General features: G+C 73.3%; 20 protein-coding genes. 10 read left to right on the plus strand and 10 right to left on the minus strand.

Translation table 11 applies throughout. The features are described from left to right. Window positions 1-42 precede the first annotated feature (42 nt). The 5 genes from AC060K_RS00125 to AC060K_RS00145 form a co-directional block, all read right to left on the minus strand. Window positions 43-1317 carry a thiolase family protein gene (locus AC060K_RS00125; protein ID WP_483763415.1) on the minus strand — a complete coding sequence of 425 codons (1275 nt, stop codon included), beginning with the start codon at window positions 1315-1317 and terminating at the stop codon, window positions 43-45. A 168-nt stretch (window positions 1318-1485) separates the two neighbouring features. Beyond that, complete coding sequence (locus tag AC060K_RS00130) at window positions 1486-2565, minus strand: lipid II:glycine glycyltransferase FemX (protein ID WP_483763416.1); 1080 nt, start codon at window positions 2563-2565, stop codon at window positions 1486-1488. A gap of 9 nt (window positions 2566-2574) precedes the next feature. Then, a complete protein-coding gene (locus tag AC060K_RS00135; RefSeq protein ID WP_483763417.1) occupies window positions 2575-3846 on the minus strand; it encodes an HRDC domain-containing protein in 1272 nt (423 codons plus the stop codon). After that, complete coding sequence (locus tag AC060K_RS00140; protein WP_483763418.1) at window positions 3843-4487, minus strand: DUF3000 domain-containing protein; 645 nt, start codon at window positions 4485-4487, stop codon at window positions 3843-3845. The genes AC060K_RS00135 and AC060K_RS00140 overlap by 4 nt, the downstream gene beginning before the upstream one ends. 125 nt (window positions 4488-4612) lie before the next feature. Next, window positions 4613-6496, minus strand: coding sequence for an RICIN domain-containing protein (locus AC060K_RS00145; RefSeq protein ID WP_483763419.1), 1884 nt, complete (start codon window positions 6494-6496; stop codon window positions 4613-4615). A 92-nt stretch (window positions 6497-6588) separates the two neighbouring features. On the opposite strand from AC060K_RS00145, the gene AC060K_RS00150 reads away from it, so the two are divergent. From AC060K_RS00150 to zapE, 8 genes are all read left to right on the plus strand, one after another. After that, on the plus strand, window positions 6589-7212 hold the full coding sequence (locus tag AC060K_RS00150) for a TetR/AcrR family transcriptional regulator (RefSeq protein ID WP_483763420.1): 624 nt from the start codon (window positions 6589-6591) through the stop codon (window positions 7210-7212). Window positions 7213-7317: 105 nt separating this feature from the next. Continuing rightward, on the plus strand, window positions 7318-8754 hold the full coding sequence (gene gndA / locus AC060K_RS00155; protein ID WP_483763421.1) for an NADP-dependent phosphogluconate dehydrogenase: 1437 nt from the start codon (window positions 7318-7320) through the stop codon (window positions 8752-8754). Further along, complete coding sequence (locus AC060K_RS00160) at window positions 8751-10070, plus strand: carboxylate--amine ligase (protein WP_483763422.1); 1320 nt, start codon at window positions 8751-8753, stop codon at window positions 10068-10070. The genes gndA and AC060K_RS00160 overlap by 4 nt, the downstream gene beginning before the upstream one ends. Window positions 10071-10258: 188 nt before the next feature. Beyond that, window positions 10259-11539 (plus strand): MFS transporter, encoded by a 1281-nt coding sequence (locus tag AC060K_RS00165; RefSeq protein WP_483763423.1) that lies wholly within the window; start codon window positions 10259-10261, stop codon window positions 11537-11539. 34 nt (window positions 11540-11573) lie between these two features. Then, window positions 11574-12608: a DNA polymerase III subunit beta family protein gene (locus tag AC060K_RS00170; RefSeq protein ID WP_483763424.1), complete on the plus strand. Its 1035-nt coding sequence runs from the start codon at window positions 11574-11576 to the stop codon at window positions 12606-12608. A gap of 117 nt (window positions 12609-12725) precedes the next feature. After that, window positions 12726-13427 (plus strand): NYN domain-containing protein, encoded by a 702-nt coding sequence (locus AC060K_RS00175; RefSeq protein WP_483763425.1) that lies wholly within the window; start codon window positions 12726-12728, stop codon window positions 13425-13427. Next, window positions 13402-14109, plus strand: a complete 708-nt coding sequence (locus AC060K_RS00180; RefSeq protein WP_483763426.1) for an SDR family oxidoreductase — start codon at window positions 13402-13404, stop codon at window positions 14107-14109. Before AC060K_RS00175 ends, AC060K_RS00180 begins: the two co-directional genes overlap by 26 nt. Window positions 14110-14176: 67 nt before the next feature. Continuing rightward, window positions 14177-15220: a cell division protein ZapE gene (gene zapE, locus AC060K_RS00185; protein WP_483763427.1), complete on the plus strand. Its 1044-nt coding sequence runs from the start codon at window positions 14177-14179 to the stop codon at window positions 15218-15220. A gap of 53 nt (window positions 15221-15273) precedes the next feature. Here zapE and AC060K_RS00190 read toward each other — a convergent pair whose 3' ends face one another. From AC060K_RS00190 to glgX, 3 genes are all read right to left on the minus strand, one after another. Further along, window positions 15274-16143 (minus strand): PPK2 family polyphosphate kinase, encoded by an 870-nt coding sequence (locus AC060K_RS00190; RefSeq protein WP_483763428.1) that lies wholly within the window; start codon window positions 16141-16143, stop codon window positions 15274-15276. A gap of 26 nt (window positions 16144-16169) precedes the next feature. Continuing rightward, a complete protein-coding gene (locus AC060K_RS00195; protein WP_483763429.1) occupies window positions 16170-17870 on the minus strand; it encodes an alpha-amylase family protein in 1701 nt (566 codons plus the stop codon). 166 nt (window positions 17871-18036) lie between these two features. Further along, window positions 18037-20193: a glycogen debranching protein GlgX gene (gene glgX, locus AC060K_RS00200; protein WP_483763430.1), complete on the minus strand. Its 2157-nt coding sequence runs from the start codon at window positions 20191-20193 to the stop codon at window positions 18037-18039. A gap of 145 nt (window positions 20194-20338) precedes the next feature. On the opposite strand from glgX, the gene AC060K_RS00205 reads away from it, so the two are divergent. Continuing rightward, window positions 20339-20590, plus strand: coding sequence for a hypothetical protein (locus AC060K_RS00205; protein WP_483763431.1), 252 nt, complete (start codon window positions 20339-20341; stop codon window positions 20588-20590). Window positions 20591-20685: 95 nt separating this feature from the next. Continuing rightward, on the plus strand, window positions 20686-20931 hold the full coding sequence (locus AC060K_RS00210) for a hypothetical protein (protein ID WP_483763718.1): 246 nt from the start codon (window positions 20686-20688) through the stop codon (window positions 20929-20931). Between the two features lie 48 nt (window positions 20932-20979). Here the strand turns inward: AC060K_RS00210 and AC060K_RS00215 are convergent, their stop codons facing one another. Together AC060K_RS00215 and AC060K_RS00220 are read right to left on the minus strand one after the other, a co-directional pair. After that, complete coding sequence (locus AC060K_RS00215; RefSeq protein ID WP_483763432.1) at window positions 20980-21303, minus strand: DUF2277 domain-containing protein; 324 nt, start codon at window positions 21301-21303, stop codon at window positions 20980-20982. Between the two features lie 62 nt (window positions 21304-21365). Then, on the minus strand, window positions 21366-22385 hold the full coding sequence (locus tag AC060K_RS00220) for a hypothetical protein (protein WP_483763433.1): 1020 nt from the start codon (window positions 22383-22385) through the stop codon (window positions 21366-21368). Between the last annotated feature and the right edge of the window lie 220 nt (window positions 22386-22605).

Here is a 22605-nt window from a genome sequence, read left to right on the forward strand (position 1 = left end):
GTGGGTGACGCGCTCGGCGCGTGCGGAGGTCTCGGTCACGGTTCAGTTCTCCCCGTCGGCGCTCGTGTGGCCGGAGTAGTCGGCGTGGTGCGGGTTCTCCCAGATGACGGTGCCACCCTGGCCCAGGCCCACGCACATGGTGGTGATGCCGTAGCGCACCTCGGGGTGCTGCTCGAACTGGCGCGCGAGCTGCGTCATGAGGCGCACGCCCGACGACGCCAGCGGGTGGCCCACGGCGATCGCGCCGCCGTAGGGGTTGACCCGCGGGTCGTCGTCGGCGATGCCGTAGTGGTCGAGGAACGAGAGGACCTGGACGGCGAAGGCCTCGTTGATCTCGAAGAGGCCGATGTCGTCGATGGTGAGCCCGGCCTGGGCCAGCGCGCGGTCGGTGGCGGGGACCGGGCCGAAGCCCATGATCTCCGGGGCCACGCCCGCGAAGGCCGACGCGACCAGGCGCATGCGCACGGGCAGGCCCAGCTCCTCGGCGACGTCGCCCGCCGCGAGCACGCAGCCGGTGGCGCCGTCGGTCAGCGGCGAGGCGTTGCCCGCCGTGACCCGGCCGCCCGGGCGGAACGGCGTCTTGAGGTCCTTGATGCCCTCGGCGGTGGTGGACGGGCGGGGGAGCTCGTCGGCGGTGGCCAGGCCCCAGCCCTGCTCGGCGGAGCGGATCGCCACGGGGACGAGCTCCGGCCCGATGTCACCGTTGGCCAGCGCCTTGGCGTACTTGGCCTGCGAGTCCACGGCGTAGGCGTCCGCGCGCTCCTTGGTCAGGTGCGGGAACTTGTCGTGGAGGTTCTCGGCCGTGACGCCCATGTTCAGGGCCTGCGCGTCCACGAGCCGCTCGGAGACGAAGCGGGGGTTCACGTCGGCGTCGAAGCCCATCGGGTGGCGGCCCATGTGCTCCACGCCGCCCGCGATCGTGACGTCGGCGGTGCCGGTGGCGATGCCCGCGGCGGTCGTGGTCACGGCGGTCATGGCCCCGGCGCACATGCGGTCGATGGCGAAGCCCGGCACGGACTGGGGGAGCCCCGCGAGCACGCCGACGGTGCGGCCGAGCGTGAGGCCCTGGTCGCGCTGCTGCGTGGTGGCCGCGATCGCCACCTCGTCGATGCGCTCGGGCGGCAGCTCGGGGTGGCGGCGCAGCAGCTCGCGCACCACCTTGACCATCAGGTCGTCGGCGCGCGTCTCGGCGTACAGGCCGTCGGGCCGCGCCTTGCCGAAGGGGGTGCGGACGCCCTCGACGAAGACGACGTCGCGCAGGGTACGGCGCTTCGGCGCCCGGGGCGTGGGCGCAGGGGTTTCCGTGGCCACGGTCATGGCAGCTCCTGGGTCGGGACGGCGGCGTCCGTCGTGAGCGACACCGCTCTGAACGCGTTACACGCTACCCTGAGTACCGGTAAAAAGCACGCACGACGTGAGACCGAGTTCGTGACATTCGTCCCGCCGTCAGATACTCCGTCTCACGCCGTGCGAGGGGTGTGCGGCTCAGCGGCCCCGCAGCTTGCGGACCACCTTCTTGGCCGTCGGCAGCGCGCTGTTCCAGGTGGTGTACCACCGCGAGAACGGCACGTCGATGGAGCCCACGAGCTCGTCCGTGTGCTGGGCGAAGCTCTTCTTGAACTCGCTGATCCCGTCGTTGAGCAGCCCGTTCATGTCGTAGCGGACCAGACCCGCCTGCTGGGCCAGCTCGATCGCGTGCCACTTGACGGGCGCGTTGGCGCGCGCCTTGCGCCCGGCGTCGTTGATGCCCCCGTAGAGCTCGAACGAGGTCGACGCCGACGAGACGCACCACACGAACGCGCACGGGGCGCCGTCGGCGAACGCGGCGACGAGCACCGAGTGCTCGCCCAGCTCGCGGTGGATGTCCAGGTAGTACTTGTCGGAGTGCAGCGCGAAGCCCGCTCGGTCGGCGGTCTCCTTGTAGACCTCCAGCACCGCCCGCACCTCGTCCTCCGTGGTGACCCGGCGCACCTCGAGCCCGCTGCGCCCCGCCTTGCGGATGTCGTAGCGGGTGGACTTGCCCATCGCGGCCTGGAGCTGGTCGGGCGTCTTCGTCAGGTCCAGGATCAGCGTGGAGGGGTACAGGATCGTGTTCGGCGCGTACCGGCGGCCCGGCAGGTCGATCCGGGTCCCGGCCGGCCAGTCGGGCTCGAGCGTGAGGCCGACGCCGCCCACGTGGGTGCGGCACCACTCGGTGACCGCCTGCGTCACGGCCGCCCGCGTCTCGTCGTCGCCCACCCCGTAGACCACGGACCGCGTGTCGTCGGAGTGCCGGTGGGCGACGACCGGGCCGCGCGGCACGTACGAGAGCGCCTTGAACTGCGCGGGGAGCGGGCGTACGAGCACCTGCGCCAGCCCGGCCGCCCGGCCGTCGGCGGCCGTGAGGCGCAGCCGGTGCGCCCGCCACGCCCCGGCAGCCTTGACCTCGCCCCAGCCCCAGAGCTGGAGAGGGTGCCCACCCAGCGCGAGGACCTCACGGTCCCAGGCGGCGGGGTCGGTCACCACGTCGACGGTGAGGGGCCCGGCCAGGGGGCCGGAGGGCAGCACAGGGGGCAGAACGGACATGGGAAGACTCTATCGGGAGTGGGTGAACGCCTCCGCGAGGCGGGCCGAGACGAGGCTCACCTGCCACTCGCGCGCCCCGCGGCCGCGGAGGAACTCCGCCACGGCCGCCTCGTCGGCCGGCTCGGGCGGGGTCCAGCAGAGGCGGCGCAGCGCGTCCGGCTGGAGCAGGTTCTCGGCGGGCACCGCGTGCTCCTCGGAGAGCGCGGTGATCACCTCGCGGGCGAGGACCAGGCGCCGGGCCGCGTGGGGGTCGCGGTCGCCCCAGCTGCGGGGCGGCGGCGGACCGTCCGTGCGCGGCCCCCGGACCGACGGCAGCGCGGAGGCGGGCAGGGCGAGCGCCTGGTCGATGGCGTGCTGCCAGTAGGGCGCCCGACGGCGCGTGCCCTTCCCGGCGAACTCCGGGATCGTCACAAGCTGTGGCACCGTCCGGGGGAGCGCCTTCGCCGCGGCGACGATCGCGCGGTCGGGGAGCACCCGGCCGGGCGACACGTCCCGCGCGCGGGCGTTGGCGTCGCGCGCCTGCCAGAGGCTGCGGACCACGGCCATCTGGCGTGCCTCGCGCAGCACGTGCATGCCCGAGGTGCGGCGCCACGGGTCGATGCGCGGCGCGGGCAGGGGGGCGAGGCGGACCGCCTCGAACTCCTGCGCGGCCCACTCCGTCTTGCCCGCGGCCTCGAGCCGCTCGGCCAGCCGGTCGCGGAGCTCGACGAGCACCTCGACGTCGAGCGCCGCGTAGCGCAGCCAGTCCTCGGGCAGCGGCCGCGTGGACCAGTCGACGGCGGAGTGCTCCTTGGCGAGGCCGAGGCCCAGCACCTCCGCGACGACGGCGGCGAGCCCCACCCGCTCCATGCCGAGCAGCCGGGCCGCGAGCTCCGTGTCGAAGACCCGCGCGGGCCGCAGGCCGTGCTCGGCGAGCCCGGGCAGGTCCTGGGAGGCGGCGTGCAGCACGTGCTCGGCGTCGCCGACGGCCTCCCCCAGGGGGGCCAGGTCCGGGATCGCCACCGGGTCGATCAGCGCGGTGCCCGCACCCGCCCGGCGTACCTGCACCAGATAGGTGGACTGGCCGTAGCGGTAACCGGACGCCCGCTCGGCGTCGGCCGCGACGGGACCGGTCCCCGCGGCGAAGGCGTCGACCACCTTCTGGAAGGCGGCGGGGGTGTCGACGACGGGCGGCAGCCCCTCGGACGGTTCGGTCAGCGGGACGACGTCACCCAGCGTCCCGGCCTCCACGTCGCCCGCGGACTCGGCGGGCTCGGACACGGCGGGTGGGGTGGTGCTCATGGGCCCACCGTAGGGTGCCTCGGGGAACGGCTTGTAAAACGCCTGGTCAGGGACGCGACGCCCGACCAGGCGGGCGGCAGCCCCGCGGCGGTGGCCAGCAGCGCGCCCCAGGCCGCGAGGTGGGGGCCCAGGTTCAGGTCGGTGGGCGTCCACGAGGCGCGGATCTCCAGGTCCACCGCGTCCGGGGTGCCCGAGAGGGCACCGTAGGAGTGCGAGAGCACCCGCGTGATGGTGCCCCCTTCGGCCAGCAGGTCGACGCCCGGCTCGAGCCCGGCGTCGGACAGGCTCTCCCGGACCCAGGACCAGGCGACGTCCGCGAGGACCGGGTCCGCCGCCATCTCCGGGTCGGTCGTGCCCCGCACGAGCGTGACCACGCGGAAGGTGCCGTGCCAGGCCTCCTGGCCCGCGGGGTCGTGCAGGAGCACGAACCGGCCGGTGGCCAGCGCGTCGTCGTCATGGCCGTGGGTGCCCGGGGGCGCCCCCGGGATCACGTCGGCGCTGAGGGCGACGCTCCAGGGCGCCACCCGCACCGGCGCGGGGATCTCGGTGAGGTGTACCTCGGGGCGCAGCGCCTGGCCTCGCAGCGCGTCGAGCGCGGCTGCGAAGTCGGGGGGGACGCCTGTGGGCGGGCCACTGGTCACGTCCAGAAACTTACGCGTGCGGCGCGTCGCGACGACACACCACGCGCCGGTGTCGCCGGATTGTGATTTTGCGCCCGACGGCGCCGGGGCACACCCGGGTGCACCCCGGCACCGTCGGCCGTCCGTCACCCCACCCGCGTGAGCCGGAAGACCTGCGCCGCGCTGCCGGTGCAGGGCTGCTGGGAGAGCCGGCGTCCGTCGTCGGCGGTGGGGCTGTCCAGCGTGAGGCACTTGCCGCTGTGGCGCGCGACGAACGTCAGGCCGCCGCCGGACGCGACCGGCCGCCACTGCTGGTTGGTACCGCCCACGTACGTCCAGAGGTGGACCCGGGTGCCGTCGCCCGTCGCTCCGGTGCCTCCGGAGACGTCCCAGACCTTGCCGGCGTGCTGGTTGAGCACCTGGTAGTGGCCGTCGCCGGTGGGGGTCAGGCGCCAGCGCTGGTTCGCCTGGTCGCCGCCGCCGCACGCCCACTGCTGCAGCCCGGTGCCGTCGGCGGTGCCCCAGTCTGCGGCGTCGAGGCACTTGCCGCTCGCCGCGGGGGAGACCTGGTACCAGGCGTTCGGGTCCACGGCCGACGTCGCCCGCGGGTCCCAGCGGAACGTCGCCACGGCACGGCCCGGGAGGGAGTACGCCAGGGACCGGCCCTCGTCGGTGATCGAGAAGGTCTGTGCGGCCGACGACGCGTTCACGACGAACGCGACCCGGGTCCCGTCCGGGTTCTGGAAGACGACGTTCTGGACGCCGCCGGGGCCCTGGCTGGTGGAGCCGATGCGCCGGGCGCCGACGTCGACGAACTTGCTGAGGTGGCCCAGCACGTAGAACTCGCCTCCGCGCGTCACGGTGCTGCCCGCGATCTCGACCACCCCGTTGCAGCGGGTGCCGCAGTGACCCTGGTGCGGGCCGCCGTTCTGGTCGAGCGCGAGGTTCCACGTCAGCACGGTCTCGCCGCCGTTGCGCATGTTGCGCACCACGAGGTTCTCCGCGTGCCAGACGAGGGTGTCGCCGAACGTGGCGGCGGGGTTCGCGCTGTCCGTGCCGGAGCACTCCGTGAAGTACACGCGCTTGCCGGCACTCACGACCTGCGCCTGCGCCTCCGGGGACCCGCCATAGCAGTGGAACGCCGCGCCGACGACGCGGGAGATCCCGCTGGTCCCGGCGAACACGTCGAGGGCGTAGTCGGGCCGGTCCCAGTTGTGGTCGTAGGCGAAGAGCTGGGTGCCGAGGCCGGCGCGGGTCAGGGCGCCGTCGAGCACCCGGACGAAGGCCGCCTGCTCGGACGGCGACATGCTCATGGACGGGTAGCTCGTCGCGAAGAGGGGCTCGTTCTGGACCGTGAGGTCGCTGAGACGGACGCCCTGCTGCTCGTACGCCTGGATGGTGCGCACGAGGTAGTCGGCGTACTCGTCGTAGTTCTCGGTGCGGAGGCTGCCGCCGTTCAGGGAGCCTCCGGTCTTCATCCACGCGGGCGGCGACCACGGCGTTCCCATGAACCGGATGCCGGGGTTCACGGCCAGGGCCTGCCGCAGGACGGGGAGGATCTGCTGCTGGTCGCGGGCGATGCTGAACTGCCCGGGAGTGTCCTCGTAGGTGTAGAAGCCGCCGGAGTTGAAGTCGCTGCTGCCCAGCGGCTGTCGCAGGTAGCTCAGCCCGATCCCGTCGCCGGAGCGCGAGAAGAGCGACTGCAGCAGGGCGGTGCGCTGCGCGGCGGGCAGGCTGCTGATCAGCGAGGCGGAGGCCTCGGTGACGGAGGCGCCCGCGCCCGAGTAGCGCTGGGCGGTCTGGCCGGGGTCGACCCGGATGTCGATGGCCTGGGGGCTGGACCCGAACGGTACGTCGGTGCCCGCGGAGAGCCTGCGGGCGCCGTCGGCCGTGGTGACCCAGACCTGGGCGGTGGTCGGGGCGGCCTCGGCCGGGCCGGCCGCGAGGCCGATCCCGGTGGCTCCGGCGGCCAGGACGCTCAGCGCGGCGAGCGCCGCGCGGACGGACAGGGAACGAGTGGTACGCGTCATTGCGACTCCCTCGGTGGAGGTGTGCTGTCGAGGGACGATCCTTCCATACCTACCGAGTACTTGGTAGGTACCGAGCCTCTAGACTCGGCCGGATGACACGACAGGCAGAAGGTGGCGGGGTCCGTGTGCGGCGGCCACCGGCGGAGCGGCGGGCCGAGATCCTGCGCATCGCCATGGAGACGTTCGCGACCCGCGGCTACCACAACGCCTCCCTCGCCGAGATCGCCGACCGGGTGGGGCTCACGCAGGCGGGGGTGCTGCACTACTTCCCGTCCAAGGCCGGGCTGCTCACGGGCGTGCTCGACCTCCGGGACTCCACGGACATCGAGGAGCTCGGCACCGAGCGGCCCCACGGGCTGGCGTTCCTGCGGCACCTCGTCGAGACGGCGCGGCGCAACGCCGGCCGCGAGGGCATCGTGCGGCTCTACACGGTCCTCGCCGCGGAGAGCGTCACGGCCGGGCACCCCGCCCAGGACTACTTCCGGGACCGGTACCAGGGCCTGCGGGCCATCCTGGTCGAGGCCCTGGAGGAGGCGCGCGAGCTCGGCGAGGTCGCTGCGGACCTCGACTGCCGCACCGTCGCGACGGTCATCATCGCCACCATGGACGGGCTGCAGGTCCAGTGGCTGCTCGAGCCGCACACCGTGGACCTGGCCGCCGCCACCGAGGCGGCCGTCGTCGGCCTGATCGGGCGGGACCTGCCGCCGGCACGCTGACCTTGGACGTCCCGGGCGGGACGTGCGTCCTGCGCACTAGGCTGGCGGCGGGCCACGGGCGCGGCCGCGCCCGGTTCCCGTCCCGACCGAAGGAGCAGGCAAGTCATGTCAGCACGCGCACAGATCGGCGTCACCGGACTTGCGGTCATGGGCCGCAACCTCGCCCGGAACTTCGCGCGCCATGGGTACACGGTCGCGGTGCACAACCGCTCGTACGCGAAGACCGAGTCCCTGATCGCCGAGGCGGGCCACGAGGGCGACTTCGTGCCGTCCGAGTCCATGGCCGACTTCGTGGCGTCGCTCGAGCGCCCCCGCAAGGTCGTCATCATGGTCAAGGCCGGTGCGGCCACCGACGCCGTGATCGACGAGCTGGTGCCCCTCCTGGAGGAGGGCGACATCGTGGTGGACGCCGGCAACGCGCACTTCCCCGACACCATCCGCCGCGAGGCGGCGCTCAAGGAGCACGGCCTCCACTTCGTGGGCACGGGCGTGTCCGGTGGCGAGGAGGGCGCGCTGCTCGGCCCGTCGATCATGCCGGGCGGCACGCGCGAGTCGTACGAGTCCCTGGGCCCCATCCTCGAGGACATCTCCGCGAAGGTCGACGGCACGCCGTGCTGCACCTACGTGGGTCCCGACGGCGCCGGGCACTTCGTCAAGATGGTGCACAACGGCATCGAGTACGCCGACATGCAGCTCATCGCCGAGGCGTACGACCTGCTCAAGCAGGGTCTCGGTGCCTCGGCCGCGGAGATCGGCGAGATCTTCGCGCAGTGGAACACCGGCGACCTCGAGTCGTTCCTCATCGAGATCACCGCCGACGTGCTGCGTCACGTCGACGCCGAGACGGGCCAGGCGTTCGTCGACGTCGTGCTCGACCAGGCGGAGCAGAAGGGCACCGGCCGCTGGACCGTGCAGAACGGCCTGGACCTGGGCGTGCCGATCACGGGCATCGCCGAGGCCACGTTCGCCCGTGCGCTGTCCGGCTCGGTGCCGCAGCGTGAGGCGGGACGTGCCGCCCTCCCGGCCCACGCGCAGGCGTGGGAGGTCAAGGACCGCGACGCGTTCGTCGAGGACGTGCGCCTCGCGCTCTACGCCTCGAAGGTGGTGGCGTACTCGCAGGGCTTCGACCAGATCGCGGCGGCGTCGCTCGAGAACGGCTGGGACATCGACCGCGGTGCCATGGCCCGCATCTGGCGCGGCGGCTGCATCATCCGCGCCCGCTTCCTCAACCGCATCACCGAGGCGTACGAGCGTGACGCGGCCCTGCCGCTGCTCCTCGCCGACCCGTACTTCACCGACGCGGTCGGCAACGGCCTCGCGGCCTGGCGCCGCATCGTGGCCGGGGCCGCGCAGAACGGCGTGCCCACGCCCGCGTTCTCCTCGTCGCTCGCGTACTACGACGGTGTGCGGGCCGAGCGCCTGCCGGCCGCGCTGATCCAGGCGCAGCGCGACTTCTTCGGCGCGCACACCTACCGCCGCGTGGACCGCGACGGCACGTTCCACACCCAGTGGTCGGGCGACCGCACGGAGGTCGACGCGTGAGGGGTCTCCCCGGCGGCGCCGGTCCCGGCGGCGGAGGGGCCGGCCACGGCCACGAGCCCGGGCGGGTCGACGACCTGATGGTCGTGGGGGTCGGCGGGGACATCGGCATGTACGCGCTGTGCCGTGCCTTCCACGAGCAGTACGGGGCCCCGGCTGTCGTCCTCTCGACGGTCGCCACCCGCGCCATGCAGGAGTCGGCCATCGTGACCAACCTGGTGGACCCGGGCCTCGACGACACGGAGACGTTCCTCCGGTCGCTCGAGGGCGTGGCTGCCGAGCACCCGACGCGCCGCAAGATCCTGCTGACCAACGCCGACTGGTTCGTACGGACCGTCGTCGAGAACCGCGAGCGGCTGGAGGCGGCGGGCTACCTCACGCCGTACCCGTCGCGCGAGGTGCTCGACGTGGTGAGCACCAAGGAGGGCTTCGCGCAGGTCTGCGACCAGCTCGGGATCCCGACGCCGCGCACCGTCGTGGTGGACGTCCCGACGCTGGTGGCGGCCGGGGGCCGCGCGGCGATCCCCGCGCTGCAGGTGGACCTGGAGTTCCCGGTCGTGGCCAAGCCGTCCGACTCGGCGGCCTGGCACTACGTCGACTTCCCGGGCAAGGCGAAGATCCACCACGTGGAGAGCCGGGCCGAGCTCGAGAAGCTGGTGGGCCACCTGGTCGACGCCGGCTACCCCTCGACGCTGCTGGTCCAGGAGTTCATCCCGGGCGACGAGACGCAGATGCGGTCCCTGACCGCGTACCGCGACACCACGGGCACGGTCACGCTGCTCGCCACCGGCCGCGTGCTGCTCGAGGAGCACACGCCGGGCACGCTCGGCATCCCCGCGGCGATCCTGGTGGAGCCGTACGACGACGCGATGGAGGCCGCCACGCGGTTCCTCGACGCGACGGGCTACGTGGGCTTCGCGAACTTCGACTACAAGCTGGACCCGCGCACGGGCCGGCACGTGTACTTCGAGGTGAACCCGCGCATCGGCCGGAACAACTACTACGTCACCGCGGGCGGGGCCAACGTGGCCCGGGTGCTCGTGGAGGACCAGGTGCTGGGCCGGCCGATCCTGCCGGTGCGCGCCGTGCAGGAGGTCCTGTACTCGGTGGTGCCGTTCGGCCTGCTGCTGCGGTACGTGCTGGACCCGCAGCTCCGCGAGCGCCTGAAGGACCTCAAGGCGAACGGCCGCGTGGTGAACCCCCTCAAGTACGACGGTGACGGCGGGCTCAAGCGTCGCCTCATCGTCGAGGGCATCACGCAGAACTACCGGCGCAAGTACGCGCAGTACTACCCGGCACCCACGGCGACGGGTCACTGACGCCGCTGCCCGACGGCGTGCCGGCCGCCTCCCCGTGAGGTGACCGGCCCGCCGTCGGGCGTGCCACGCCGGGCCGGGCCGCGAGAACAACATTCCGCCCGCTCCGGGGGCACGTTGCCTGCGCAAGGTTGTTCTCGAGCGCGGTCCGGCTGGACCCTCGACCGGGTCGAGGCTCCAGGCTCGCCCCCATGACGACCTTCCTCGCTGCCCGACGCCGGACGCGCCCGCCCGGCACGCGCGAACGTCTCCCGGCGGCCTACCTCGCGTGGCTGGGTGCCGCCACCGTCTCCCAGCTCGGTGACGTGGTCATCGGCTTCGCGATCGGCTGGGTTGCTGCCGGGTACGGTGGAGCGGCCGCGGGCCTGGCGCTCGCCGCCGGCAGCGTGCCGACCGTCGTCCTGCTCCTCCTCGGTGGCACTGTGGCGGACCGGTTCGGCGCCCGACGGGTCATGATCCTGGGGGACGCGACGATGATCGCCGTCTCGGCGTGCCTCGCGGCTGCCGTGCTCGCGGTCGGTTCGCCGTTGTGGCTCCTGCTCGCGGTGAGCGTGGTCCGCGGCACGGTGGCCGCGTTCTACCGCCCGGCCGCCGGGTCGATGCCACGCCGTCTTGTCCCCGACAGGCAGCTCCCGTCGGCGCTGGCGCTGAACCAGGGCGCGAGCCGGGCGGCCGGCCTTGTCGGGGCCCCGTTCGCGGGTCTCCTCGTCGGGGCGGGCGGACTGGCCCCGGTCGCCGCCCTCGATGCCGCGACCTTCGCCCTCGTGCTGGTGGTGCTGGTGCGGGTCCGACCGGGCGCGGGGCCCGACGAGCCAGCGCCGCCGGGCGCCGGCCAGCGGCCGGACAGCCTCCGCCGAGCGGCGTGGGACGGCGTCCTCGTGGTGCGGCGCACGCCAGGCCTGCCCGCGGCGCTGCTGCTCCTCGCGGGCGCCGCTGCCTTCGTCCTGCCGACCGTCTCACTCCTGCTCCCGCTCCTCGCCCGCGAGGCGGGGTGGACTGCGCAGGTCACGGGCCTCGTCGCCGGGGCCCAGGCGACGGGCACTGTCGTCACCACGCTCGTGATCGCGCGGACCGGCGGACGACGGAGGGCAGGCGCGGCGACGTCGGCCGGGCTCGTCGTCGCGGCGGCCGGCCAGGCGGGACTGGTCTTCTCCGCGGTGGGAGGGACGCCGGTGCTCGCCGTCGGCGGCGCCGCCCTCGTCGGGGTGGGGGCGGGCATCTTCTCGGCCCACCTCGCCCCCTTGGTGCTCGGCGGGGCCCCGCGAACTCATCTCGCCCGCGTGCAGGCGCTCGTCTCCTTGGTCCAGATCCTGGCCGCCACCCTCACGAACGCGGCGCTGGGAGTGCTGGCCTCGGCGACGTCCGCCGGGTTCGCTGCGAGCGTCTGCCTGGTGGGCGTGCTGGGGTGCGCGGCGGTGGGGGCGAGGGCCCTGGGCTCCCTGACCGGGCCGGGGACGACACGACCGGTGTGACCCTCGACCAGGTCGAGGGCGCAGAATCGGGTCCATGTCTGAGCTCCTGTACGGCATCGGTGCAGTCGCGCGGGCGAGCGGCCTGCCCGTCAGCGCGCTGCGGTACTACGACGCCGCCGGGGTGCTGCGCCCGGCATGGTCGGACCCTGGGACGGGCTACCGGTGGTACACGAGCGACCAGGTGGAGCAGGCGCGCCTCGTGGTGCTGCTGCGCGAGGCCGAGCTGCCGGTCGCGAGCATCATCGAGGTCCTGGTGAACCGCCATCGTCCGGGGACCGCGCGTGCCGTGCTGTCCGAGCACCTCAGCGCCCTGCAGGAGCGGCTCGCGAGGTCCAGCGCGCTGATCGAGGCGGCGGACGGCCTGCTCGCCGATCCGCCGGCGACCCGCTTCGAGGTGGACCGCGCCGAGCTCGCCCGGGCCGTGGGCGCCGTGCGCTACGCGGTCGCGGCCGCCGATCCCGTGTGGCCGGCCCTCTCCGGCGTATTGCTGCACTGCGCCGGCGGCCTGCTCCGTCTCGTCGCCTGCGACCGCGCGCGGCTGGCCGTGACGTCCGTGGCGGTGCGGGGGCTGACCGGCCCGGAGGTGCAGGTCGTCGTCCCGCCAGCTGCGTTGGAGGCTCTGCCTGATGACGCGGACGACCTCACCGTCGAGCTCCGGATCGACCGGCTGGTCCTGGCGGCCGGGGCGGGTCGGCCCGTCGTGACCGAGCCGCTCGCCGGGGACTATCCCGACTACCGGGCGTTGCTGGAGGCGGGCGGCGAGCACGGGGCCTGCGCGCCGACGGCCGACCTGCAGGAGCGGCTCGCTGGGGGAGTAATCGGACCCGACGCCCATCTCGTGGCGGTGCGCCTGAGCGACCACGGCGTCGACGTCGTCCGACCGGCCACGCCCGGCGCGGTCGTGTTCGACCGCACCTACCTCCTCCAGGCGCTCGCCGCGGCGGGCGGTGACGAGGTGGCGCTGTCGCTCGACGCGGTGCGCGGCACGCTCGCCGTGGTGCCGCCGGACCGCCCCGACGACCGCAACCTGCTCATGCCCGTACGGCTGCGGTCCGGGGGATCGCGCTGAGACACGGCAAACAAAAGCGGCCTCCCGGAGGAGGCCGCTGGGTCCAGGGCCGTTACTCCCTGGGGTGGTATGCACCCACGATAGTCGCGGCGGGCCGGGATGTCTAGGGCAGGCGGCGTGGGTGCGCCTCCTATAGCCTGCTCGGGGCGGCTGGCCAACAGGCTGATCGCCGAGGACTCGAACGAGAGTGTGGGGCGAGTGACCGGCCGGAACCTCATCGCGTACATCGATGGCTTCAACCTCTACCACGGCCTGCACGAGGTCACCCGGCGCAGCAAGCTGTGGTTGGACGTCGTGGACCTCACGCGTCGGCTCCGACCCCGTAGCCGGCTCGTCCAGGTGAAGTACTTCACCGCGCACGTCCTGGATCAGCCAGCCGCGCTGTCGCGCCAGGAGAACTACCTCAATGCGCTTCGGGCGCAGAACCCCGAGCTTCTCACCATCACTCTCGGCCGCTACCAGAAGCGAATGGTCACGTGCCGGTCGTGCGGACACGTTCGGCCCCATTACGAGGAAAAGCAGACTGACGTCAATATCGCGACGGAGACCGTGGCTGATGCCCTCGCGGGACGGTGTCAGGACGCGCTGATCATTAGCGCCGACAGTGACCTGGTGCCGGCTGTGACAATGGCGCAGAGAATTCCCGGCTATTTTGCCGTTGCCGCGTTCCCGCCGGGGCGGCACTCGAACGACCTGAAGCGCCTCATGCCCGCGTCGTTCGGGATCCACCTGCCACGAATCGCCCAGGCTCAGCTTCCCTCTGTAGTGAAGGACCGGGAGAGTGGAACCCTCTATGCCAGACCGCCCTACTGGACCTGAGGGCATCGGCCCTGTGCTCGTCGTCGGCGCCGGCGGGTTTGTCGGCGGCCACCTGGTGCGCGGCCTCGCCGCGAGCGGCCGCGTCGTCCTGGCGGCCTCCCGGCGCCGGCTGCCGGACGACGTCCGGGGACCGCGGGTGCACCACGTCGCCTACGGCGAGCTGCCGAACCTGCCCGAGGCTGTCCGCCGCACGTGCGCGAGCGCGGGCGCGGACCTCCCCGGAGCGGCCGTCGTCTCGATCGGCGGCTGGCAGAAGGGCGCCGCGCTGCTCGAGCTCGACCCCGTGGTGTGGCGGGAGACGCTCACCAGCCACCTCACGGCGCACCTCGACGCCGCCCGCGTCGTCGTGCCGCTCCTGGCGACAGCCGACGTGCCCGGCGGCGCGCCCTACGTGGTCCTGAACGGCGCGGCGTCCTACCAGGCGATGGCCGGGTCGGGCGCCGTCAGCGTCACGGGCGCCGGGCTCTCGATGCTGGTGCGCGTGCTGCGCCTGGAGCAGGACGAGCTCGGCACGGCGCGCGGGGTCCGCTTCCACGAGCTCGTCATCGACGACGCCGTCGCCGAGGACGACCGGAACGAGTCGCCCGAACGGACGGTGGACCCCGCCCGGGTCGCCCACGCCGTCGGCGACGTGCTCGACCGGCCCGGCGCGGACGCCGTCGTGCACCTGGGTGGCTCCTGAGCCCGGACGTGTGACCTTGCTCTCTGAGGGCCCGGCCCGCGCCGGGCCGCCGGTAATCTGGGTGACCGTGACCCTCGCTGAGAACGACGTCGCCACCCGCACCCTCGCGGGAGTCCGGCCCGTCGTGCCTGCCGACCGGCTCGTGGCCGACCTCGTCCCGCCGCCCCACTTCGCCGACGCGCGCTTCGCCACCTACCGGGCGAACCCCGCCTACCCGAGCCAGGCGAGCACCCTCGCGCGGCTGGGGCAGGTCGCAGCGGAGATCTCGGCGCCCCGCCGCGGCCTGTTCGGGCGGCGCAAGGCGGCCCCCGCCGTGTACCTGGACGGCGGGTTCGGCGTGGGCAAGACCCACCTCCTGACCTCGCTCGCGCACGCCGTCGGCGCGAGCCTGGGCCCCGACGCCGCCGCGTACGGCACCTTCGTCGAGTACACCAACCTCGTGGGCGCGCTCGGCTTCCTCCCCACCGTCGAGGCGCTCGCCGCCAAGAAGCTGGTCTGCATCGACGAGTTCGAGCTCGACGACGCGGGGGACACCACCCTGATGTCGCGGCTCCTGCGCGAGCTCGCGGACCGCGGCGTGGCGCTCGCCGCCACCTCGAACACGCTCCCCGACGCGCTCGGCGAGGGCCGCTTCGCTGCCCAGGACTTCCAGCGGGAGATCACGGCGCTCGCGGACCGGTTCGAGGTCATGCGCGTGGACGGCGAGGACTACCGGCACCGGGCCGTCGTGACGGACGCGGAGCCGCTCGACGAGAAGGCGGTCACCGCGGCGGCGACCGCTCGCCCTGACGCCACCCTCGACCGGTTCGACGACCTGCTGGCCCACCTCGCGACGGTGCACCCGAGCCGCTACGGCGCCATGCTCGACGGCATCGGGCTGGTCGCGCTCACCGACGTGCACCCAGTGACGCGCCAGGAGGTCGCGCTGCGGCTCGTGGTGCTCGTGGACCGGCTGTACGACCGGGACGTGCCCGTCCTGCTCGCGGGCCAGGGCTCGGCCGGCGTCTTCACGGACGAGATGCTGCGCGGCGGCTACCGCAAGAAGTACTACCGGGCGCTCTCACGCCTCGGCGCCCTTGCGGAGGACGGTCGCCGGCTCGTCCCGGCCTGATCACACGGCCGCGAGACGCGGGCTCACGCCGCCGCGAGCCACGCCGCCGCGGGTCACGCCGCCGCGAGGCGCGCCTTCTCCGCCTCCACGTCGAAGTCGGCGGGCGGCCAGCCGAGGTCCAGGCCGCGCAGGGCACCGAGCAGGAGCTCGGTGACGGCCAGGCGGGCGTACCACTTCTTGTCGGCGGGCACCACGTACCACGGTGCCTCGCCGGTGGAGGTGCGGTCGAGCATCTCCTGGTACGCGGCGATGTACTCGCCGTAGCGCCGGTGCACGTCCACGTCTCCCGGGTTGTACTTCCAGTGCTTGTCGGGCCGTTCCAGCCGTTCGGTGAGGCGTGCCTTCTGCTCGGCGGCCGACACCATGAGCGCCACCTTGACGAGGGACGTGCCGCGCTCGGTGACCTCCTTCTCGAAGCCGACGAGCTCGTCGTAGTGGGCGCGCCACTGCTCTTCCGGCTCAAGGCCGTCCACCCGTACGACGAGCACCTGCTCGTGGTGCGACCGGTCGAAGACTCCCAGGTAGCCGGGACGGGGCAGCGCGTTCCGGATGCGCCAGAGGTAGCCGTGGGCGCGTTCCTCCTCCGTCGGCACGCCGAAGCCTCGGTGCTCCACGCCCTGCGGGTCCACCAGCCCGACGACGTGGCGCACGATCCCGCCCTTGCCCGACGTGTCCAGCCCCTGCAGCACGAGCAGCACCGACCGGTCGCCGCCGGACCGCCCGTGGGCGAAGAGCCGCTCCTGCAGGTCCGCGAGCTCGTCGGCGCGTGCCGACACCAGCGCCTTGGCCTCAGTCTTGCCGGCGGACCACCCCGGCGCGGCGCCGCAGTCCAGTACGGCGAGCGAGGTGCCGGGCGCCCAGCGCAGGGCGTCCTGCGGGGCGGTGTCCCAGTGCTCTGCGAGTCCCTCGGCGGTGTCGGCCATGGACCGAGAGCCTACTGACAGAGGGCTCAGTCCGCGCGGAGGACAGCGGCCATGCGCGGCGGGATCGTCAGCGTGTCGCCCACGAGCCGGGTGGCGCCGGGTTCCCAGGCCGCGATCAGGCGGAACGAGGCAGGGGCCGGGGCCTGCGGGTCGTTCTCGGCCGGGCGCAGCAGGGTGCGCAGGCGGACGGCGGCGAGCCCGCCACCGGCGTTGACCACCAGGGCGCCGTTGCCGCGCAGGGCTGCCACGACGGTGTGGTCGGGGGTCGTCCGGATCTCCATGGGCAGGTCCATCTCGTCGGCCGTGTCGTGGCGCAGCTTGATGAGGTGGTGGGCCCAGGCGGCCAGGCGCCGGTCACGGTCCGTGCGGGCCACGACCGGCACGTGCACGGTGTCGAGCACCAGCGGCGTCCCCGCGAGCACGGAGCACGCGAGCAGGCTCGCCCGGGAGTCCAGGTCCTCCAGCTCGAGCCGGGGGCTCTCCGGGTCGAACCAGGGGGTGGTGTGCGTCGCACCGGGCAGCCGGGTGATGTTCTCGACCACCGTGGCCCCCGCCCGGCGGTCGTTCCGCTGGGTCCGGCGTGCCGGAGGGGCCTGGCGGACTGCCCGCCGCACCGACGGGTGGACCTGGTCGGCGAGCAGGCGGAGGTCGTCGACGTCGCGCGGGTCGCCGGGGGCGGAGAGCATGCGGTGCACCACCGTCGCCAGTCGGTCGCTCCGGCCGGGGCCGTCGACGAGCAGCGCGAACCGACGCCGTCGTTCTTCGCCCACGGACACCACCGTGTCGGCGAGCTCGCCGAGGAACGGGACCTGAGCGCGGTCGGTCAGCGCCTCGACGTCGAGGACCAGGCCGTCCACGTGATACTCGCGGAACCAGTGCTTGGCGTCGTCCAGCAGGAAGTCGCGCACGCCGCGGCTGCCGCTGCCGTCGAGGTTGAAGCGCGGTGCGGCGGCGCCCCCGCCGTCGGTCCGGAAGGTCGGGGCGGACGGGGTGGCGCCCCGGCTGTTCACCACGGGGATCTGCCCGGTGCGCGGGCGTACCAGTGGTATCTGCCCGGTACGGGGCCGCATCGCGGCCACCCGGTCCGACGCCGGTCCCGCGCCCGGGCGGTACGTCCCGCCCCGGGAGCGGGACCGGACGGGCGCGGGGGAGCCGACCGCGTACGGGCCGAACGCGTCGAGGCCGGCCCCCTCGGCGACCGCCCACCGGTAGGGCACGTCGAGGACGACGGCGAGGCCCGCGGCGTGCGCGGTGTCGACGAACCGCTGCAGGGCGCGCGGCCCGCCGTAGGGCTCGTGCACCGAGTACAGGCGCACACCCTTGGCGGCGCCCTCGTCGGGGTCGAACGCGCACACGGGGGACAGCTCGACCCCCTGGATGCCCAGGTCGGCGACGGAGCGCAGGTGCCGGGTCGCCGCGTCGAGGGTGCCCTCGCGCGTGAAGGTCGGCACGTCGAGCCGGAGGATCACGCCGGAGCCGAGGTCGGGCGGGATCCACTCGTCGTCGGACCAGTCGAAGGTCGGGTCGAACACGCGCGTCGGGCCGTGGATGCCGTCCGGCAGCCAGACACCGCGCGGGTCGGTGAGCAGGTCGCCGCCGTCGATCGAGTAGCCGTACTCGGTGCCGGCGGCGAGCTCGCCGTCGGCCCCCCAGTAGCCGGGCAGGGAGGCGCCGACGAGGCGCAGGGGGAGCCGCTCCTCGCCGCCGTCGGGCTGGGGGAGGACCACCTCGATGATCCTGGCCCGTGGGGCCCACACGACAGGCCGGGGACCTGGCACGGGGATGTCGGGTCCCGGCACTGGCGGTGGCGTCGACCCGGCCGTGCGCGGGCGCGTTCCCGCCCCGCTCGTGGGTCCTCCGGCGCCGTTCCTCGGTCCGGTCACGCCGGACAGCCTAGCGGCGAACGCCGGAAGGGCGAGTCAGCACGACGACGCTCCGCCCGCACACGCTCAGCACCGCCCCGGCGTCGAGGTGGGAACCGGGCTCCGCGTTGCCGTCCGTGTCCAGCACCACGGTCCACTGCTCGCCGTACGTCTCGGGCGGGAGGGTGAAGTCCAGGTGCTCCGAGTGGGCGTTGAGCAGGAGGAGGAACGAGTCGTCCACGATGGGCTCGCCGCGGCTGTCCTTCTCGGGGATCGCGTCCCCGTTGAGGAACACGGCCACCGTCCGCGCGTACGACTGCTGCCAGTCCGTCGCATCCATCCGCGAGCCGGTCAGGTCCAGCCACTCGATGTCGGGCAGCGTGCAGGCCGCAGTGCCGGCGCCACCGCCGTCGGACACCACCCGGCCCTCGAAGAAGCGGCGGCGGTGCAGGATCGGGTGGTCGCGGCGCAGCCGCACCGCCCGGCGGGCGAAGTCGAGGAGCGCGGCGCGCTCGTCGTCCAGGTCCCAGTCCATCCACGTGAGCTCGTTGTCCTGGCAGTACGCGTTGTTGTTGCCTTCCTGCGTGCGGCCCAGCTCGTCGCCGTGCGACAGCATCGGCACGCCCTGCGACAGCAGCAGCGTGACGAGGAGGTTGCGCCGCTGGCGGGCGCGCAGGCGGTTGATCTCCGCGTCGTCCGTGGGGCCCTCCACGCCGCAGTTCCAGGACCGGTTGTGGCTCTCGCCGTCCTTGTTGCCCTCGCCGTTGGCGTCGTTGTGCTTCTGGTTGTACGACGTGAGGTCGGCCAGGGTGAACCCGTCGTGGGCCGTGACGAAGTTGATTGACGCGATCGGCTTGCGGCCCGAGTGCTCGTACAGGTCGCTCGACCCGGTGAGCCGGGAGGCGAACTCCGGCAGGGTCGCCGGCTCGCCGCGCCAGAAGTCGCGCACGGTGTCGCGGTAGCGGCCGTTCCACTCGGTCCAGAGCGAGGGGAAGCCGCCGACCTGGTAGCCGCCGTCGCCGAGGTCCCACGGCTCGGCGATCAGCTTGACCTGGGAGACCACCGGGTCCTGGTGGACGATGTCGAAGAACGCCGACAGGCGGTCCACCTCGTGAAACTGGCGGGCGAGGGTGGCCGCGAGGTCGAACCGGAACCCGTCGACGTGCATCTCCTCGACCCAGTAGCGCAGCGAGTCCATGATGAGCTGCAGCACGGCGGGGGAGCGCATGAGGAGCGAGTTCCCGGTACCCGTGGTGTCGAAGTAGTGCGCCTCGTCGCCGTCCACGAGCCGGTAGTAGGCGGCGTTGTCGATGCCGCGGAAGCTCAGCGTCGGGCCCATGTGGTTGCCCTCGGCGGTGTGGTTGTAGACCACGTCGAGGATGACCTCGATCCCCGCCTCGTGCAGGGCCTTGACCATCGCCTTGAACTCCATCACCTGCTCGCCGCGCCGGCCGTAGCCCGCGTAGCCGTTGTGCGGCGCGAAGAACCCGATCGTGTTGTAGCCCCAGTAGTTCGTCAGGTTGCGCGGCAGCAGGCTCGGGTCCGTGACGAACTGGTGCACCGGCATCAGCTCCAGCGCCGTCACGCCGAGCGACTGCAGGTGATCGATGACAGCGGGGTGCCCCAGCCCCGCATACGTGCCGCGCAGCTCCTCCGGTACTCCCGGGTGCCGCATCGTCATGCCCTTCACGTGCGCCTCGTAGATCACGGACTCGTGGTACGGCGTGGCGGGCGGGCGGTCGTGCCCCCAGTCGAAGAACGGGTTGACCACCACGGACGTCAGCGTGTGCCCCGCGGAGTCGAGGTCGCTCGGGGTGGTCGACTTCGTCGCCGCGGACGGGTCGTCGAAGCGGTAGGAGAACAGCGACTCGTCACCGTCGATGTCGCCGTCCAGCGCCTTCGCGTACGGGTCGAGCAGGAGCTTGGCCGGGTTGCAGCGGTGGCCCGACGCCGGGTCGTAGGGCCCGTGCACCCGGTAGCCGTACCGGGTGCCGGGGCCGACGCCGGGAAGGTATACGTGCCACACGTCCGCGTCGGTCTCACCGAGGTCGACGCGCTTCTCGGTGCCGTCGCCACCGATGAGGCACAGCTCGACGCGTTCGGCGACGCTCGAGTAGAGGGCGAAGTTGGTGCCCGCTCCGTCGAAGGTCGCACCGAGCGGGTAGGAACGGCCGGGCCACGTCTGCATGCCGTGCATCATCACATCGGTGGGCGCCCGGTGCGCGGCGGCGGCGCGGCGTGCCGAGAGCCCTTCACCCGATCGCCACGCGATCCTGGCGCGATCGGCGTGGCATGCACCGGCGAGCCTCAGGAAGGGCTGGTAGATCTAGGACATGAGCACCGAAGAAGCGGACACCCCCGCGAGTACGACCACCACCCGACCGCCGACCGACCGGGTCGACGAGTCGATCGCCTCCTACGCGCGCCTCGCACCCCCGCGCGTGACCCGGGCCGACGGCGCCCGCGGAGCAGTGCTGGGCGGTGGCGACGCGACCAAGGCGCCGCGCCGGCTGTCCGAGCACCAGCTCGACCCGATCGAGGGCGCGTCGAGCGGAGTGTCCTGGGACGACCCCGACGAGCTCTGAGGGCCGGCGGACTCGCCGGCCCGCGCCTGTCCCGCGGGCGGGCGACGCGTAGCCTTGTCCGCGTGAGTCAGGAGCACCTCCCCGTCAGCGCTGCGATGCACCGCGCCAAGGCCGACGCGCGCGCGTCGCACGTCACCGTGGGCCAGGTGCGGCACCAGCCCGACGACCGGGTCGAGATCGACTGCTCCTGCGGCATGGTGCTGACCAACGGGCCCGACTGGTCGCTCGACGAGCACATCCGCCTCCACCGGGCCGAGGCCCGCTACCTGGCGCTGAGCGCCGTGGCGCCGGCGGGCATGCCGCGCCTGATCGCGGTGGACGCGCGGCGGATCCCGCACTGATCCTGACGGTGCTCCAGGGCTGGGCCCGGCCGGTTGAACCCGGCGCGTTCAGTGCGTGTGCTCGATGCCGAGCTCGTGCATCCGTTCGTGCTCCTCGCGCGCGGCCTGCCGCGCGGCGATGCGGGCCTTGACCTCTTCGCGGCGCAGCGGCGGCACGGTGGCCGGTGGCTGGCGCCGGGCAGGCAGGTCCTCGAGGAGGCGCGCGACGATCCGGGCGATCTCCTCGGTTGCCTGCTCGACCGGTTCGCGCGTGGCGTCGCTCGTCTTCGTCACGCCCGTGACCTTCCGCACGAACTGCGCGGCGGCGGCCGTGATCTCCTCGTCGGTGGCGGGCGGCTCGAGCCCGCGGAGCGTCGTGATGTTGCGGCACATGCTCCCGACGCTACGCCGCGGCGGGCCGGGCCTCCAGGGCACCGGCCCACCGCGGCCGGTCGTCAGTCGGCGGGGTTGTCCGTCGCGAGGAGGTTCGCGAGCGAGGAGACGCCGGCGTCGTGGATGTGCCGGATCGGGTTGCGCGCCCCGCCCTCGTAGGTGTTGGAGCCGCTCTCGAAGAGCACGTACAGGCGGCCGTTGAGGATGGTGACGCCCTGGTTCATCGAGGGCGCCCGGAAGCAGTACGAGTTGGCGTCGGTACGCGTCGTCGCCCCGTCGCGCATGACCCAGATGTTCCCTCGGTCGCCACGCGTGTACGACGTCGAGAAGAAGACGTGAGTGTCCGTCACGACCACGCCCTGCGTCTTGGCAGGGGCGAAGAACTGGTCGACGTACCGCACAGCGCCGGACGACGACGTCTGCTCGTACCGGTTCAGGTGACGTGTCTGGTCGGCGTCGAAGTCGCCGGCCCACAGGAACCCGCCGCCCGTGCCGACGAAGCCGATCTCGTACGAGCTGTCGCGCGTGTATGTGGGGTAGCGGACGGTGCTCGTGTTGGCGCCCTCGAGCTCGGTGCGCACGGTGCTCAGCGGGTAGGCCCGCAGCGTGTAGCCGCTGCCCAGGTAGAGGTAGCCCTTGTGCACGCCGATGCCGCCGACGTGCCCGCCCTGCACCAGCATCCGGCCGAGGCCCTGCCCGCGGCGCGCCCCCGTCGCGACGACGCCGAACACGGCGCTGTTGCCGTTGTCCGCCGAGCCGTCGTGGTCAGGGTCGTAGAAGGCCGAGATGAGGAAGATGTCCTCGCCGGTCCCGTTCCAGTTCGCCCACGCGGCGAGGCCCTGAGGTACCCAGTTCTCGTCGATGAGGCCGGACGGCACCTCGACGTCGTTGCTGAACTGGTTGTCGTAGACCCGGCTCGCCGACGCGCCCGGGTAGAAGTCGCTCGTCCCGGTCGTCGTGTAGCACAGCGGGTCGGAGTCGGCGTCGGCGTGAGCCGGCAGCCCCGTGACGACCTGGGCGGCGGAAAGCGTCGCGACGGCGGCGCTCGCGGCTGCGGCGCGCCGCAGCATGGTCCTGCCCATGGAAACCCCCTTGTCCCGGCGCGACCCCTCGCCGCGCCGGGTGCAAGGCTAGGGGTGAAGGGTGGCCGTGACCTGGCCGAAAGGTGTCCGGCGGTGGGGGAGATGTCCCCGTTGACACCAGGCCCGCGGAGCCACCGGGCGAGTTGACCATGTGTTCGGCAGTTGGGGGGGGGGGTGGGGGGGGGGGGGGGGGGGCGCGGCGCCCCCCCCCCCCCCCCAC

Source organism: Antribacter sp. NEAU-D49 (assembly GCF_057158775.1).